The sequence below is a fragment of the Rhizobium sp. PRIMUS64 genome (assembly GCF_023006465.1).
Lineage (GTDB): Bacteria > Pseudomonadota > Alphaproteobacteria > Rhizobiales > Rhizobiaceae > Rhizobium > Rhizobium leguminosarum.
Window position 1 is genome coordinate 1 of sequence record NZ_JALBGX010000033.1, and the last position, 14,690, is coordinate 14,690.

Annotated in this window: 14 protein-coding genes; 10 read left to right on the forward strand and 4 right to left on the reverse strand. The window is 60.7% G+C overall.

What is annotated here, in order from left to right:
- Positions 1–450: 450 nt before the first annotated feature.
- From hemA to MOV76_RS15300, 7 genes are all read left to right on the forward strand, one after another.
- Positions 451–1,665, forward strand: coding sequence for a 5-aminolevulinate synthase (hemA, locus tag MOV76_RS15270; protein ID WP_018517247.1), 1,215 nt, complete (start codon positions 451–453; stop codon positions 1,663–1,665).
- A gap of 351 nt (positions 1,666–2,016) precedes the next feature.
- Complete coding sequence (locus MOV76_RS15275) at positions 2,017–3,003, forward strand: LacI family DNA-binding transcriptional regulator (RefSeq protein ID WP_247264829.1); 987 nt, start codon at positions 2,017–2,019, stop codon at positions 3,001–3,003.
- A 44-nt stretch (positions 3,004–3,047) separates the two neighbouring features.
- The gene (locus tag MOV76_RS15280) at positions 3,048–4,286 is read left to right on the forward strand and encodes a sugar ABC transporter substrate-binding protein (protein ID WP_018448143.1); all 1,239 of its coding nucleotides are present in this window, start codon (positions 3,048–3,050) and stop codon (positions 4,284–4,286) included.
- 74 nt (positions 4,287–4,360) lie between these two features.
- Positions 4,361–5,278, forward strand: a complete 918-nt coding sequence (locus MOV76_RS15285; protein WP_020493410.1) for a carbohydrate ABC transporter permease — start codon at positions 4,361–4,363, stop codon at positions 5,276–5,278.
- A complete protein-coding gene (locus MOV76_RS15290) occupies positions 5,275–6,138 on the forward strand; it encodes a carbohydrate ABC transporter permease (protein WP_247264801.1) in 864 nt (287 codons plus the stop codon). Before MOV76_RS15285 ends, MOV76_RS15290 begins: the two co-directional genes overlap by 4 nt.
- A gap of 20 nt (positions 6,139–6,158) precedes the next feature.
- On the forward strand, positions 6,159–8,081 hold the full coding sequence (locus MOV76_RS15295; protein ID WP_018243826.1) for a glycoside hydrolase family 127 protein: 1,923 nt from the start codon (positions 6,159–6,161) through the stop codon (positions 8,079–8,081).
- A gap of 23 nt (positions 8,082–8,104) precedes the next feature.
- Positions 8,105–9,178 carry an ABC transporter ATP-binding protein gene (locus tag MOV76_RS15300; RefSeq protein ID WP_247264802.1) on the forward strand — a complete coding sequence of 358 codons (1,074 nt, stop codon included), beginning with the start codon at positions 8,105–8,107 and terminating at the stop codon, positions 9,176–9,178.
- A gap of 56 nt (positions 9,179–9,234) precedes the next feature.
- Here MOV76_RS15300 and dxr read toward each other — a convergent pair whose 3' ends face one another.
- On the reverse strand, positions 9,235–10,425 hold the full coding sequence (gene dxr, locus MOV76_RS15305; RefSeq protein WP_018448138.1) for a 1-deoxy-D-xylulose-5-phosphate reductoisomerase: 1,191 nt from the start codon (positions 10,423–10,425) through the stop codon (positions 9,235–9,237).
- Positions 10,426–10,807: 382 nt separating this feature from the next.
- Here dxr and MOV76_RS15310 point away from each other — a divergent pair, with 382 nt between their 5' ends.
- Complete coding sequence (locus MOV76_RS15310; protein ID WP_018448137.1) at positions 10,808–11,458, forward strand: hypothetical protein; 651 nt, start codon at positions 10,808–10,810, stop codon at positions 11,456–11,458.
- 63 nt (positions 11,459–11,521) lie between these two features.
- The gene (locus MOV76_RS15315) at positions 11,522–11,812 is read left to right on the forward strand and encodes a BON domain-containing protein (RefSeq protein WP_018448136.1); all 291 of its coding nucleotides are present in this window, start codon (positions 11,522–11,524) and stop codon (positions 11,810–11,812) included.
- 80 nt (positions 11,813–11,892) lie between these two features.
- On the opposite strand, the gene MOV76_RS15320 is transcribed toward MOV76_RS15315, so the two are convergent.
- Both MOV76_RS15320 and MOV76_RS15325 read right to left on the reverse strand, forming a co-directional pair.
- Positions 11,893–12,045, reverse strand: coding sequence for a hypothetical protein (locus MOV76_RS15320; protein WP_018448135.1), 153 nt, complete (start codon positions 12,043–12,045; stop codon positions 11,893–11,895).
- A gap of 118 nt (positions 12,046–12,163) precedes the next feature.
- The gene (locus MOV76_RS15325; protein ID WP_018482748.1) at positions 12,164–12,406 is read right to left on the reverse strand and encodes a hypothetical protein; all 243 of its coding nucleotides are present in this window, start codon (positions 12,404–12,406) and stop codon (positions 12,164–12,166) included.
- Positions 12,407–12,552: 146 nt separating this feature from the next.
- Between MOV76_RS15325 and MOV76_RS15330 the strand changes: the two genes are divergently transcribed.
- A complete protein-coding gene (locus tag MOV76_RS15330) occupies positions 12,553–13,071 on the forward strand; it encodes a DUF2937 family protein (RefSeq protein WP_028734263.1) in 519 nt (172 codons plus the stop codon).
- A gap of 233 nt (positions 13,072–13,304) precedes the next feature.
- Here the strand turns inward: MOV76_RS15330 and eat are convergent, their stop codons facing one another.
- Positions 13,305–14,669 (reverse strand): ethanolamine permease, encoded by a 1,365-nt coding sequence (gene eat / locus MOV76_RS15335; protein ID WP_247264803.1) that lies wholly within the window; start codon positions 14,667–14,669, stop codon positions 13,305–13,307.
- Positions 14,670–14,690 lie beyond the last annotated feature (21 nt).

The window sequence follows — 14,690 nt, forward strand, 5'->3', positions numbered from 1 at the left end:
ACGTTGCCGGTGACTGCGCCGCCGATGACGGCACCTGATGCAGCGCCGATGCCGGCGCCTTGCTGCGTCGGCGTGCAGCTTGCGATCGACAGGCCGATCAATGCGAGTATGACAACTTTCTTCATCTTTTTTCTCCGAGGTTGTTGCCCAGCGGGCAAAGGCCGTCCCTTCTTATTTTTTGTCAGGCTAGACCGAAAACTATGTCGGAAGAAAGGGTTGTCCATCCGATGTGCTGATTTTTTTGCGATCAGGCTGGGTCGCCTTTTGCCCGGTCCGCAAACTCGGCTGCCTTCTGCGGCATCAATTTCGTTGATCGCGGCTCGCATATTTTTTATCTGGAATCATTCAAAAATCTGGGCCTTTTGCCGCAGTTGATGTTAAAGCAAAGGGTAAGCATTGACGCGCGGACGTCCAGTCATCAAGAACATCCGCGTGATACTGGAGCATATGATGGATTTCGAAGCGTTTTTCAAAAACGAGCTGGACGGGCTTCGTACCGAGGGCCGTTACCGCGTTTTTGCCGATCTCGAACGTCACCGCGGCAATTTTCCCCGCGCGACGCGTTACACCGTGGATGGCGAAAAGGAAGTCACGGTCTGGTGCTCCAACGACTATCTCGGCATGGGCCAGCATCCGAAGGTGATCGAGGCGATGAAGAACGCCATCGACCACTGTGGCGCGGGTGCGGGAGGCACCCGGAATATTTCTGGCACCAACCACCATCACGTCATGCTCGAGCGTGAGCTTGCCGACCTGCATGGCAAGGAAGCGGCGCTGATCTTTACGTCTGGCTATGTTTCCAACTGGGCAGCCCTTGGCACGCTCGGCGCGAAGATTCCCGGCCTCATCATCTTCTCCGACGCGCTGAACCATGCCTCGATGATCGAGGGCATCCGCTATGCCAAGTGCGACAAGGTGATCTGGAAGCACAATGATGTGGCCGATCTCGAAGCCAAGCTTAAGGCCGCCGATCCGAAGGCGCCGAAGCTGATCGCCTTCGAGAGCGTCTATTCGATGGATGGCGATATCGCCCCGATCAAGGAGATCTGCGATCTCGCCGACAAATATGGGGCGATGACCTATCTCGACGAAGTGCATGGCGTCGGCATGTACGGCCCGCGCGGCGGCGGTATTGCCGAGCGCGAGGGGCTGATGGACCGGCTGACGGTCATCGAGGGTACGCTCGGCAAGGCTTTCGGGGTGATGGGCGGCTATATCGCCGCTTCGACAGCACTTTGCGATTTCATCCGCTCGTTTGCCTCCGGCTTCATCTTCACCACGGCGCTGCCGCCGGCACTTGCCGCCGGCGCCGTCGCCTCGATCCAGCATTTGAAGGTCAGCCAGTTCGAACGCGCCCGCCATCAGGACCGTGTCCGCAAGCTGAGAGCGCTGCTCGACCAGCGCGGCATCCCGCATATGCCCAATCCGAGCCATATCGTGCCGGTGCTGGTCGGCGATGCGGCCAAGTGCAAGTGGATCTCCGACCTGCTGCTCGACAATTGCGGCGTCTACGTCCAGCCGATCAACTATCCCACCGTGCCGAAGAAAACCGAGCGCCTGCGCATCACGCCGACGCCGCTGCATTCCGACGCCGATATCGCCCATCTGGTCGAGGCGCTGCATTCGCTGTGGTCGCGCTGCGCGCTCGCAAGGCACGTCGCCTGATTTTTCGATGATCGCTCGGTTCCAACCGTAATTCAGGGCCTCCACTGGAGGTTCTGACAGCGATCAGTCTTGCTCCCGCAAGACGCTGCAACAAGCCTCCCATGCCCGTTCAAGATCATCCGCTCTGCGCCTGGTCTTAACACCGATGACACATCGCAATCGGCCCGACCGATGCGCATGGATCTTTCCCTGCGCTTGCGTCCTCCCGCAAACTGCGTCGCCTTGAGCTCGCGTGAGAAAACCTTTTCTCACTTGACATAGAGATTGGTAAAAGCTTTTCTCAGGTCACTTCAGAAGGAGGACGTTCTGAACATATCGGGAGGAAAAAGAGGCAGGATCACCATCCACGAGGTGGCGGCGGCTGCCGCGGTGAGCATCTCGACGGCGTCGAAAGCTCTCAATGATACCGGCCGGATGGGGTCGGAAACGCGCGAGCGGGTGAAACGGATCGCCGCCGAAATCGGATATCGGCCGAATGCGCTGGCGAGAGGTCTTCTCAGCAAACGCAGCTTCACTATCGGGCTGCTGACGAACGACACCTATGGCCGGTTCACGCTGCCTGTCATGGCGGGTATTTCCGACGCTCTCGTCGATCACGGCGTTTCGGTCTTCCTGTGCGCCATCGAAGACGATCCGGCGCTCGCTCAGATCCATGTCGACGCGATGCTCGACAAACAGGTCGACGGCATCATCGCGACAGGAAAACGTCTGGACAGACGTCTGCCTGTCGATCTGTCGAATTTGCATGTGCCTGTCGTCTACGCATTCACGGAGGGGACGCAGAACAGCGTTACCTTCCGGTCTGACGACGAACAGGGTGCGCGGCTGGCGGTGGAGTGGCTCGTGAAGATCGGGCGGCGGCGGATTGCGCACGTCACCGGTCCGGAGGACTTCTTCTCGGTGCGGGAGCGTGCCGGCGCCTATCACGAGGTCGCAGGTCACCGCGAGCCGGTGCTCTACGGCGTCTGGTCGGAAAACTGGGGCCATGAGGCGGTCGAACAGCTTTGGAAGAGACCGGGAGAAAAGCCGGACGCGCTCTTCTGCGGCAACGATCAGATCGCCCGCGGTGCTGTGGATGCGTTGCGCGAACGCGGCGTCAAGGTGCCGCAGGACGTCTCGGTGATCGGCTTCGACAATTGGGAGATTGTCGCTGCCCAGACGCGGCCGCCGCTGACAACGGTGGACATGGAACTGAAGGAGCTCGGGCGACAAGCCGGATTGACGGTGCTCGCGCTTGCGGAAGGACGGCCTGTCGAGCCGGGAGTGAGGAAATTGCCGTGCCGGCTGATCGTCCGGCAGTCATGCGGGGGGAAACCCCCACGGAATGAGAACACGTGAATGAGCAAAGGCGCGAGGAGATGCGCCATATCGGGAGGAGTGTCATGATCAAGCGTCTATTGGCGGCGACCAGCATCGCTACCCTATGTCTGGTGTCGGCCGCGTCGGCTGCCGAAAATGTCGAAATGTGGGTTCGCTCGGGGATCGGCGATGCCTTCAAGAAGGTTGTCGAAGCCTATAATTCCGGTCACGAGAGCAAGGTCGTGATGACCGAAGTGCCGTTCTCCGAGTTGGTGCAGAAATATGCGACGGCGATCGCCGGCGGACAGGCGCCAGACGCGCTGTCGATGGATCTCATCTATAACCCTGCCTTTGCTGCGGCCGGGCAGCTGGAAGACCTGACGGACTGGGCAAAATCCCTGCCCTATTTCAACTCGCTTTCGCCATCGCATGTTCGCCTCGGCACCTATCAGGACCGGATTTACGGCCTGCCGCTCTCGGTCGAAACCTCCGTCTTTGCCTGGAACAAGGATCTCTACAAGAAGGCCGGCCTCGACCCGGAAAAGGCACCGGCGAATTGGGACGAAATTACCGCCAATGCCGAGAAGATCCGGGCGCTGGGTGACGATACCTACGGCTTCTATTTCTCCGGCGGCGGCTGCGGCGGCTGCATGATCTTCACGTTCACGCCGCTCGTCTGGGGTGCGGGCGCCGATATCCTGTCGGCCGACAGCAAGACGGCGACGCTCGATACGCCGCAGATGCGCAAGGCCGTCGATATTTACCGCAACATGGTCAAGAAGGACCTCGTGCCGGCGGGAGCCGCCAGCGACAACGGCGCCAACTTCCTGACCTTCACCAACGGCAAGATCGGCCAGCAAAGCCTCGGCGCCTTTGCCATCGGCACGCTGGTGACCGAGCATCCCGATATCAACTTCGGCGTAACCCTCATTCCTGGCGTCGACGGGAAGCCTTCGTCCTTTGCCGGCGGCGACAACTTCGTGATCACCAAGGGCACGAAGAAGATCGACGCGGTGAAGGAGTTCCTCGAATATGTGTATTCGATGGACGGCCAGAAGATCATGGCGAAATATGGCAGCCTGCCGACGCGCGGCGATATCGCCGATAAGGTGTTGGAAGGTCTCGATCCGCGCATGCAGGTCGGCCTGAAGGCGATCGGTGTCGCCAAGACACCCTATACGCTGCAGTTCAACGACTTGATCAACAGCGCCAACGGACCCTGGGCCAGCTTCACCAACGCCTCGATCTTTGGCGACGATGTCGACGGCGCGTTTTCGAGCGCCCAGTCGGAAATGCAATCGATCATCGATAGCGGCCAATAACTCTCTCCCGGCCGCGGCCGGGGAGCGGTGGCAGCTTCCCGGCCAATTCCACTCGACAGATGCGGAGCGTTTTGATGACCGGTTCCGGTTCAGAGATTCTATTGCCTCGGCGCAGGCGACGGCGCCGATCGAACTGGCGCGGCCTCGCCTACATTGCGCCGGCCATGGCGCTGGTCATCGTCTTCTTCATCATGCCGGTTCTCTTCACCGGATGGATGAGCCTGCATAACTGGCCGCTGATGGGGGCGTCCCGCTGGATCGGCTTCAATAATTATTTCCGCATGGCCAACGACACCCGCTTCATGACGGCGCTGAGTTTCACGGCCTATTACACCGTGATCGTCACCATCGCGATCTTCGCGATTGCCTTTCCGCTGGCAATCTTCGTCGAAAAGGAACGGCAGTTCGTCGGCGCCTACCGCACTATCATCTTCCTGCCCGTCGTGGTCGGTCTTGCCACAGCCTCCCTGCTCTGGGTCTGGCTCGCCAATGTCGATAGCGGCTTCATCGGCCCGGCCTTGAAGGCGCTCGGCCTTGTCGAAAAGAGCCCCAATCTTCTTGCGACCTTCGACACCGCCTTTCTGACGATCGTGGTGATGGTCGTCTGGAAGATCGCAGGCTTCACCATGATCATTCTTTTGACCGGGCTTCAGGCCATTCCGTCCGAGCTGACGGAGGCCGCCCGTATCGACGGCGCCGGCCGCTGGCAGCGTTTCCGGCATCTGACGCTGCCGCTGATGCGCAAGACGATCGCGTTGGCGCTGATCGTCTCCGTCACCGGTTCGATCCTTGCCTTCGACCAGTTCTACATCATGACGGCAGGCGGACCGCAGAACAAGATGATCTCGGTGGTCTACTATATCTTCAACCAGTCCTTCGTGTCGTTCAATCTCGGCTATGGCGCAGCGCTCTCGATCGTGCTTCTCGCCATCCTGGTCGCCATCAGCATCGTGCAGCTCTGGCTGCTTCGCGTCGGGGAGGAACGTCCATGACCACCTCAAGGGAACGCCGCGCGCGCAAGGCCATCCGGACAAAGTCGGCCTATCATCTGACCGGCATCACTATCTCGATCTTCTTTCTCGCCCCCTTCCTGATCACGCTGTTGTCGTCCTTCCGGCATGGCACGGAGGCCAGCCTGCCGCCTTTGCCGCCGTGGCCGACCTCAGGCGTCAGCATCGATTCCTACGCGCTGCTCGATACGTTCGGCGCCGGCATCTGGCGGCACATGATCAATTCGCTGTTCGTTTCGGTCGCCACCGTGGTGTTGACGGTCGCCGTCAGCCTGCTCGCCGGTTACGGCTTCTCGCGATACCGATTCCCGCTGAAGAATGCGCTGTTCGTGCTGATCATCGCGACGCTGATGATCCCGTTCCAGTCGATCCTGACGCCGCTCTTCATCATCCTGGCAAAGCTCGGTCTCAACAATTCGCTGCTTGGGCTGACACTCGTCTATGTGACGCTGCAGCTGCCCTTCTCGGTCTTCATGATGCGCAACGCCTTCGACGCCGTGCCGAAGGAGATCGAAGAGGCCGCACGCATCGACGGCGCGCGCGACCTCAGACTTCTGGTCCGGGTTCTTCTGCCGCTGGTGCTTCCCGGCGTTGCGACGGTTGCGATCTTTGCCTTCCTCAATGCCTGGAACGAGTTTCTCGCCGCGCTCGTGCTGCTCTCCAGCAATGAGAAATACACTTTGCCGGTGCTGATGACGGCGGTTCGCGCCGGACGGCTCGGCGCCATCAACTGGGGAGCGGTCCAGGCCGGTGTCGTCGTCATGACGATCCCTTGCCTGATCGTCTTCCTGCTCCTGCAACGCTACTACATGCGCGGGCTGATGGCCGGCGCGGTGAAATGATCTGAGAGAAAGTGGAGCCCATGACCAAACCAAGCAATGACCGCCAGTTTCGTCCCGTCGCCGTTCCCGATGTGGAGCTCGGCGGCTTCTGGGGCAAATGGCAGGACGCCGTCTGCAATTCCACCGCCGAGACCCTTCTCGACCGCTGCGTCGAGGCCGGCATGCTCAAGGCGATCGACGTCGATCAGCCGAGCCCCGGGGTCGTCATTCCCATTCAGCCATGGGGCGGGACGACGCAGATGTTCTGGGATTCCGACCTCGGCAAGTCGATCGAGACCATCGCCTATTCGCTCTATCGCCGGCCGAATCCGAAGCTGGAAGCGCGCGCCGACGAGATCATCGATATGTATGAGAAGCTGCAGGATGAGGACGGCTATCTGAACGCCTGGTTCCAGCGTGTGGAACCGAGCCGCCGCTGGACCAACCTGCGCGACCATCACGAGCTCTATTGCGCCGGCCACCTGATGGAAGCCGCGGTCGCCTATTATCAGGCGACCGGCAAACGCAAGCTGCTCGACATCATGTGCCGCTATGCCGATTACATGATCAAGATTTTCGGTCATGGCGAAGGCCAGATATCAGGCTATTGCGGCCACGAGGAAGTCGAGCTCGCGCTGGTCAAGCTCGCCCGCGTGACCGGCGAGAAGAAATATCTCGACCTGTCGAAATACTTCATCGACGAACGCGGCACCGAACCGCATTTCTTCACGGCGGAAGCAAGCCGGGACGGCCGCGATGTCTCCCAGTACCACCAGAAGACCTATGAATATGCGCAGGCGCACCAGCCGGTGCGCGCGCAGACAAAGGTCGTCGGCCACGCCGTGCGCGCCATGTACCTCTATTCGGGCATGGCCGACATCGCCACCGAATACAAGGACGACAGCCTGACGGCAGCTCTGGAAACGCTTTGGGACGATCTGACGACCAAGCAGATGTACATCACCGGCGGCATCGGGCCGGCGGCCTCCAACGAAGGCTTTACCGACTACTTCGATCTGCCGAACGATACCGCTTATGCGGAGACCTGCGCCTCGGTCGGGCTGGTGTTCTGGGCGAGCCGCATGCTCGGACGAGGTCCGGATCGGCGCTATGCCGATATCATGGAGCAGGCGCTTTACAACGGTGCGCTGCCGGGGCTGTCCACAGACGGCAAGACGTTCTTCTATGACAACCCGCTTGAAAGTGCCGGCAAACATCACCGGTGGAAATGGCACCATTGCCCCTGCTGCCCGCCCAACATCGCCCGACTGGTGACCTCGATCGGCTCCTACATGTACGCCGTTTCCGACAATGAGATCGCCGTGCACCTCTATGGCGAGAGCACCGCGCGACTGAAGCTTGCCAATGGCGCCGAGGTGGAGCTCGAGCAGACCACCAACTACCCGTGGGACGGTGCGATCGCCTTTACCACCAAGCTGGGGAAGCCGGCTAGATTCGCGCTGTCGCTGCGTATTCCGGACTGGGCCGATGGTGCAACCCTCAGCGTCAACGGAGGGATGCTCGATCTCAACGCCAATCTCCGGGACGGATATGCCTGGATCGATCGCGAGTGGGCCGACGGCGATCGTGTCGCCCTTTACCTGCCGCTGGCGCTTCGCCCGCAATATGCCAACCCGAAGGTGCGCCAGGATGCCGGCCGCGTCGCCTTGATGCGCGGCCCGCTCGTCTATTGCGTCGAAACGACGGACAATGGCGAAGACCTCAACGCCATCGTCCTGCCCCGCGAGCTGCCGGCCGCCGAAACCGTCGTGCTGAAGGATCTGAATGATGCCGTCGCCCTTGATCTCAGGGTCGAGCGCGAGGAAACGTCGAACTGGGGAACACCGCTCTACCGCAAAGCGCCGGCCGAAAGGCAGGTCGCCACCGCACGTTTCGTGCCCTATCATCTCTGGGACAACCGCGCGCCCGGAGAGATGCTCGTCTGGGTCCAGTCGGACAGATAGGTCTTTTGGGGATGACGAACGGTATGGCTAACAAGAGCGTCGTGCTCCAGGACGTGCGAAAAAGCTATGGCAATCTGCAGGTGGTCCACGGGATCGACCTGACGATTGCGGAGGGCGAATTCGTCGTCTTCGTCGGCCCTTCCGGCTGCGGAAAATCGACGCTTCTTCGCATGATCGCCGGCCTGGAAGACGTGACCGACGGGGAGGTCGAGATCAAGGGGCGTATCGTCACCGATCTCGATCCATCCGAGCGCGGCATCGCCATGGTCTTCCAGTCATACGCGCTCTATCCGCATATGAGCGTGCGCGACAACCTGGCCTTTGGATTGAAGATGGCGCGCACCAATGCTGCGGAGATAGAGACGCGCGTCAAGGCCGCTTCTGCGATCCTGAAGATCGACCATCTTCTCGACCGGCGGCCGGGACAGCTTTCCGGCGGCCAGCGGCAGCGTGTGGCGATCGGCCGGGCGATCGTGCGCAAGCCCGATGTCTTCCTGTTCGACGAACCGCTGTCCAATCTCGATGCGGAACTGCGCGTTTCGATGCGCATCGAGATCGCCCGCCTCCACCGCGAACTCGGCAACACGATGATCTATGTCACGCACGACCAGACCGAGGCGATGACGCTCGCCGACAAGATCGTCGTACTGCGCGACGGCCGCGTCGAACAGGCGGGAACGCCGCGGGAAATCTACGAGAATCCCTCGAATACCTTCGTGGCGGGCTTCATCGGCTCGCCCCGGATGAACCTTTTGAATGCCCGCTGGGGTGAGGGAGGCCTGGTCGAAGTCGCCGGTCGGCGTATCGAAAGCGGCCTGCCGCCGGCGGGCAGGCCGGTTGGTGTCGCGGTGACGCTCGGTCTGCGGCCGGAGCATCTGAAGGTGGCATCCGATCTATCGGGCAGCCTGACGGCCAAGGTCGATTTCTCAGAATATCTCGGGGGAACGCAATATCTCTATTGCCAGCTTGCCGATGGCCAGTCGCTGACCGTCGAGCATCGGTCACCGATCAGTATCGCGGCGGGCGAGCAGGTGAGCCTGCTGTTTGAACCGTCGGATTGCCGGTTGTTCGACGAGAGCGGGAACCGGTTGCGCTAATGGCGGTGGTGAGGATCACAGGCGGGCGACCACTCGGCGATCGGCCCGTCTGATCTTCACTCGGCGATCGCCAGTGTCATGAGCTCCGCCGCCCTTTGCCGAGCCTCCCTGTCGGCGGCGAAGACATCGTCCATGCCGGCAGCCGGCGGCAGGCCGGCCAGATCGTCCATGACCCTCTCGGTGACCTCGGCCATGGCGAGGAAGGACAGCCGCCCTTCGATGAAGGCTTCGAGCGCCACTTCCTTGGCGCCGTTCAACACCGCGCCCTGAACGCCGCCGCGCATCATCGCCAGGCGTGCGAGCCGCAACGCCGGAAACCGCACCTCATCCGGCGCCTCGAAATCCAACCTGGCGAGCTTGGCGAAATCCAGCCGCTCGACCGGCAGGTTCGGCCGGCGCGGAAAGGACAGGGCATAACCGATGGCGGTGCGCATATCGGGCGCGCCGAGCTGCGCCAGCACCGACCCATCGGTATAGCCGACCATGGAATGGATGATCGATTGCGGATGGAAGATGACTTCGATCTGTTCGGGTCTCAGACCGAAAAGGTGCCGGGCTTCGATCATCTCCAGCGCCTTGTTGAACATCGAGGCGCTGTCGATCGAGATCTTCAATCCCATCGACCAGTTCGGATGGGCGCGTGCGGTTTCCACCGTCACATCAGCCATGTCACGCAGCGAGGCGGTGCGGAAGGGACCGCCCGACGCCGTCAGGATGACCCGCTCGATGGCGTGACGCTGGTTCTCTTCCAGCACCTGGAAGATGGCGTTGTGCTCGCTATCGACAGGAAGCAGCTTGCCGCCGCCTTCGCGGATCGCTGCGATGAACAGATCGCCGGCCGATACCAGGCATTCCTTATTGGCAAGAGCGATATCGGCGCCGCGGCGCGCGGCGGCAAGCGTCGGCGCCAGGCCCGCGGTGCCGACGATTGCCGCCATCACCCAGTCGACTTCGCGGTCGGCGGCTTCCATCAGGCCGGATTTTCCCGAGGCGACCTCGATGCCGCTGCCGGAAAGTTCGCTCTTCAGTGATTCGTAATGCCGGTCGTTTGCCGTCACCGCCAGCCGCGCACCGGATGATTTCGCCTGCCGGGCCAGCAATTCGACATTGCCGCTGCCGGTCAGCACGGAGATTTCGAAGTTCTCCCGTCCGCCCAGATGATCGACGACATTGAGTGTATTCTGGCCGATCGAACCCGTCGAACCGAAGATGCTGAGGCGCCGCGGCGCGCTTTTGCCGGTCATCATGTGGAATTTCGCGAAAATTTCTCTCGTAGGCTCAGGCTCTACTAGGCTTTGGAGGGGGCGGCAAGTGTGCGGTGCAGCAGATTTCAACCCTTAAGGGGTTTACAGAACGGCGGTTGGATGTGATCCTTATAACATTGCTTGAGGAATCGCGGTTCCGCTGCGGCTGGTTTCGGTCGCATGGGCAATTCGGGGCGCTAAGGCGTCTATTGAAGAACAGGCACTCAGTGCCGCCGGCTTTCCGAGCCAACCATTAAATCGAGGATGAAACCGGGATGAGCGGCTTGGCCGTGATCCCTGATCGCGTTCGCTGCGAGCGCTTCATGTGTGCTGCTGCTTCGGTTTCGGAGCCGCGGCCCTGTGTCAGGCAAAATGTTCTTACTTCATGACGACATCCAAAATAGCATGCATTCTATTCGCCATCCTGCCCTCGCTCACCACCGCGGCGCGGGCGGACGACCTGCTGATCTGGTCGCCGACCAAGCTTTCGGACCGGTCCTACAAGGCGACGATGGGGTTTCGCCTGCCGGCGGAATGGGAAACGAGCGCTGGCGCCGACATCGCGCTTGCCTCGACCAAGGGCGGGGCGCCACTGCCCGATTCCGAACAGGCAATGCTTTGGGGCAGGATCACCAGGACGAACGTCACCCCGGCAAGCCAGTCACAGCAGGGCGCGAGCGTCAGCGTCGATACGCTGCGCGGCAGCGGCGCGCTGACCCTCAGCCGCTCGCGTAGCTGGATCCTGTCCGATTCGCTCGACATGCAATCGAGCCGGTCCATCAGCGTTCAATTTGACGCGGTCGATGCCCGGCAGGCTTCTGTGACGGCATCCCAAGCGCTGAAACTGATCCATCCCTGGACGGGAACCTCGCTTTCGGCAGGCACAGGCGTCAGCAATGCCAGCGGCGACTTCTCAAGTACGGTGGCGGTCAGCCAGACCATCCTGCCGAACCTCAACCTCGATGCGTCGATGAACAATCCATTTTCGGGGGGTGAGGCTGGCAGCGTCAATCTCCGCTATCGCGTTAACTGGTAGCGGTGCTGAAACCAAACTCTGTCGAAGGGCGTTTCCTCCGCAGGTTTCACGGAGGAATGGATCATGGTTTTCAAGGAGCAGACATTTCACGGGCTCGAACCCGAGATGGAAGCCGAAATCGCCAATCGCGCATCGGTCGAGGCGGCCGTTGCCAATGCGCTGGCGATCGCCGGTGGCATCGATGCGTCTGATGTCGAAGTGACGATGGAGAACGACCAGATCGTGTTGAGCGGCACAGTCGGCACGGTGGGCGAAATCGAACGGGCAACCGCGGTCGCCAAGGCCGTCGAGGGCGTGCATGCGGTGCAGAACCGGATTCTGCTTGGCGGATCTTCGCTTGACGGTACGCATTGACCAGACGGCGGGCTGCTCCGGGTGCAGACCTGCCGGACGAGGAATAGCACGTCTTCGCCTATAAGCCGGCGCTCAGCTGATCAACCGGCGAAGCGTTCGACAAGGAAGGACGAGCCGGCCAGACGATCCGTTTTCTGCATGGCGCCCGAACTCTGCGGCTGATAGGCGATGGCAAGCAGCACGACGCTGACGGCGACATAAGAGATGGCCAAAAGAATCATCTTGATACGCATGATGAATACTCCCGTTTCACAATAAACGCGGCTGATATTGCGAAGTTCCTCATCGGCGAGATCAGATGAGAAAAGCCCGACTGAAGGATCAGCCGGGCTTTTTCTGCATGGATTTGCCTTATCGGCAGATTCGGGTTTCCTTGACGACCGTATGGCCGTGACGGCGGATTTTTTCCGTCTTGGTGAAGCAGTCCTGGGAGACGTGACGCGGCCGCATGTGATGGCGGTAATAGGGCCGTTCCGCATGACGGTAAGTGGGGCGCGCATCATCCGTGGTGATGGTCACACTTGCCGCCTGGGACGGCATTGCGGAAAAGATGGACGCTGCAGTGAGCGTGCAGGCAAGGATAATCTGCTTCATGACAAGCCTCTCTTTCTGAGTTGGTCACGGCATCAACTCGCTGGAAGCACAGTCGGTTCAATCACATAGAGTTACCGATTGTGACGGAGGCAGAAACCTTTGACGCGCCGGATCGTTAGCGCAGGGGATAGCCGGAGGCATCATTCATGGGACCGATTGCAAGGATCATCACCGTCGTCGCCGGGCTTGCCGGCGGCACGGTGTTTTCGCAGGCGCCGGAATTTGCGCAGCAATACCGCCAGCGGATCGGCGGGGCGATCGACGAATTGCGAGTCATCGTCGAGGATTTCAATGCCCAGGCGGCCGAACACCATCTCGATCGCCAGCAGGCGCTGAACGCCTATGCGCAATCATCCGACGATTTCCTGCGCGACCGTGGTGTTTCGATGCAAAGCACGATCTCACGCTACGAAACGCTACTGTCGCAGCAACTCCACCTCGGCACCGCCGCACCCGTCGCCAAGCCTTTCGTGCTGCTGCAAGACGCAGATGACGTCGTTTTCGCCAATACCTGGCGCGACTTCGTGCCCGGCGTCCCCGTCAGCTTTGCGGGTCTCGTCTGGGGAGCGATCGGTTTTATCGGTGGCTGGATCGTGGCGGCGCTGCTGGGATTGGGCGCGCGGCGGGCCGTGAGGACGCGACGGGTCCATCGTCAGGTGCGGTAAACCAACGACGGCGAACGCGACCTGATGCACGGAAGATCGAATAGCCTCGAGCTTGTCTCGAGGAGGAATTTAAGAACTATGCGAGCGGGCTGATCCATCTGAATGGGAACGTGATGGTAAGGCCATCCGGGCTTTGCGCTCGAATTCCCCCGCCAAACTCGGCGAGGGTCGTTGATATCGTTCGGAACCAGTTCGTCCGATTGCCTGCTGGATGATCGAGCCAGAGAGCCTTGTTACGCGGAAGCTGCCGCTTCCTTGGCGACGCCGCCTGACAGCAAGCGCCAGATACCGAAGGCCACCGCGCCCATCGCAAGGAAGATCAAAAAGATCAGGAAGTTGTAGTAGATCATCGCCGCCAGCGCGACGAGCGCAAGCCCAAGGGCAATGGCCGGGACAACGGGATAGCCCCAAGCCTTGAACGGTCGGGCAAGCTTGGGCTCGGTCCGACGAAGTTTGAACAGCGATGCCATGGAGACGATGTACATGATGATCGCGCCAAACACCGACATGGTGACGATATTGGCAGTCAGCGGCAAGCCGCCGATCTGGATCAGGTTGTCGGAGAAGATCGCGGCAATGCCGACAACGCCGCCCGCGAGGATAGCAAGGTATGGTGTGCGGAATTTCGGATGGATCTTCGCGAGAACTTCCGGCAGGTAGCCTGCGCGGCCCAACGCGAAAATCTGCCTGGAATAGCCCATGATGATGCCATGGAACGATGCGATCAGGCCGAACAGACCGATCCAGACCAGCATATGCAGCCAGCCGGAGGATTCTCCGACGACGGCCTTCATCGCCTGCGGCAACGGATCGTTGATGTTCGACAGCGTGCGCCAGTCACCAACGCCTCCTGCGAAGATCATCGTGCCGAAAGCCAGGAATACGAGAGTGAGAATACCTGCGATATAGGCGATCGGCACGGTACGGGTGGGGTTCTTGGTTTCCTCGGCAGCCATTGCCGCGCCTTCGATCGCCAGGAAGAACCAGATGGCAAATGGAATGGCGGCAAAGATGCCTCCAATGGCGCCGACCGAGAATTCGGGGGCGCCAGCCCAGCCATTGGCCGCGAAGTTGGCGACGGAGAAGCCGGGCAGAACGACACCCATAAAGACCAGGAGTTCAATAATGGCGAGGATGGTAATGAAGAGCTCGAATGTCGCAGCGATGGTGACGCCGACAATATTGAGCGCCATGAAGACGATATAGGCGCCGACGGCCGCCATTTTCGGATCAAGCCCCGGGAACTGCACATTGAGATAGGCGCCGATGGCAAGCGCGATGGCCGGAGGGGCGAAGACGAATTCCACCAGTGTCGCAAAGCCCGCAACGAAGCCGCCGAGCGGGCCGAAGGCCCTGAGCGCGTACGCAAACGGTCCGCCGGCATGGGGAATAGCCGTCGTCAACTCCGTGAAGGAAAAGATGAAGGTGGTGTACATGACGGCGATCAGGATCGTGGTGATCAAGAAGCCGAGTGTGCCGGCCGCCGCCCAGCCATAGCTCCAGCCGAAATATTCGCCCGAGATGACGAGGCCGACTGCAAGTCCCCATAAATGCAGCCCGGTCAGGCTCTTGGCGAGCGTCGGTTGAGAATTTGACATGATTGTTCCCCTTTTTTGTAG

What these genes read in the sequence shown, in the direction of transcription:
- MOV76_RS15300 (WP_247264802.1), top strand. Translation starts at nt 8,105, where the DNA reads ATGGCTAACAAGAGCGTCGTGCTCCAGGACGTGCGAAAAAGCTATGGC.
- MOV76_RS15325 (WP_018482748.1), bottom strand. Translation starts at nt 12,406, where the DNA reads ATGAAGCAGATTATCCTTGCCTGCACGCTCACTGCAGCGTCCATCTTT.
- MOV76_RS15315 (WP_018448136.1), top strand. Translation starts at nt 11,522, where the DNA reads ATGGTTTTCAAGGAGCAGACATTTCACGGGCTCGAACCCGAGATGGAA.
- MOV76_RS15285 (WP_020493410.1), top strand. Translation starts at nt 4,361, where the DNA reads ATGACCGGTTCCGGTTCAGAGATTCTATTGCCTCGGCGCAGGCGACGG.
- dxr (WP_018448138.1), bottom strand. Translation starts at nt 10,425, where the DNA reads ATGATGACCGGCAAAAGCGCGCCGCGGCGCCTCAGCATCTTCGGTTCG.
- MOV76_RS15280 (WP_018448143.1), top strand. Translation starts at nt 3,048, where the DNA reads ATGATCAAGCGTCTATTGGCGGCGACCAGCATCGCTACCCTATGTCTG.
- eat (WP_247264803.1), bottom strand. Translation starts at nt 14,669, where the DNA reads ATGTCAAATTCTCAACCGACGCTCGCCAAGAGCCTGACCGGGCTGCAT.
- MOV76_RS15290 (WP_247264801.1), top strand. Translation starts at nt 5,275, where the DNA reads ATGACCACCTCAAGGGAACGCCGCGCGCGCAAGGCCATCCGGACAAAG.
- MOV76_RS15320 (WP_018448135.1), bottom strand. Translation starts at nt 12,045, where the DNA reads ATGCGTATCAAGATGATTCTTTTGGCCATCTCTTATGTCGCCGTCAGC.
- MOV76_RS15295 (WP_018243826.1), top strand. Translation starts at nt 6,159, where the DNA reads ATGACCAAACCAAGCAATGACCGCCAGTTTCGTCCCGTCGCCGTTCCC.
- MOV76_RS15310 (WP_018448137.1), top strand. Translation starts at nt 10,808, where the DNA reads ATGACGACATCCAAAATAGCATGCATTCTATTCGCCATCCTGCCCTCG.
- MOV76_RS15330 (WP_028734263.1), top strand. Translation starts at nt 12,553, where the DNA reads ATGGGACCGATTGCAAGGATCATCACCGTCGTCGCCGGGCTTGCCGGC.
- hemA (WP_018517247.1), top strand. Translation starts at nt 451, where the DNA reads ATGGATTTCGAAGCGTTTTTCAAAAACGAGCTGGACGGGCTTCGTACC.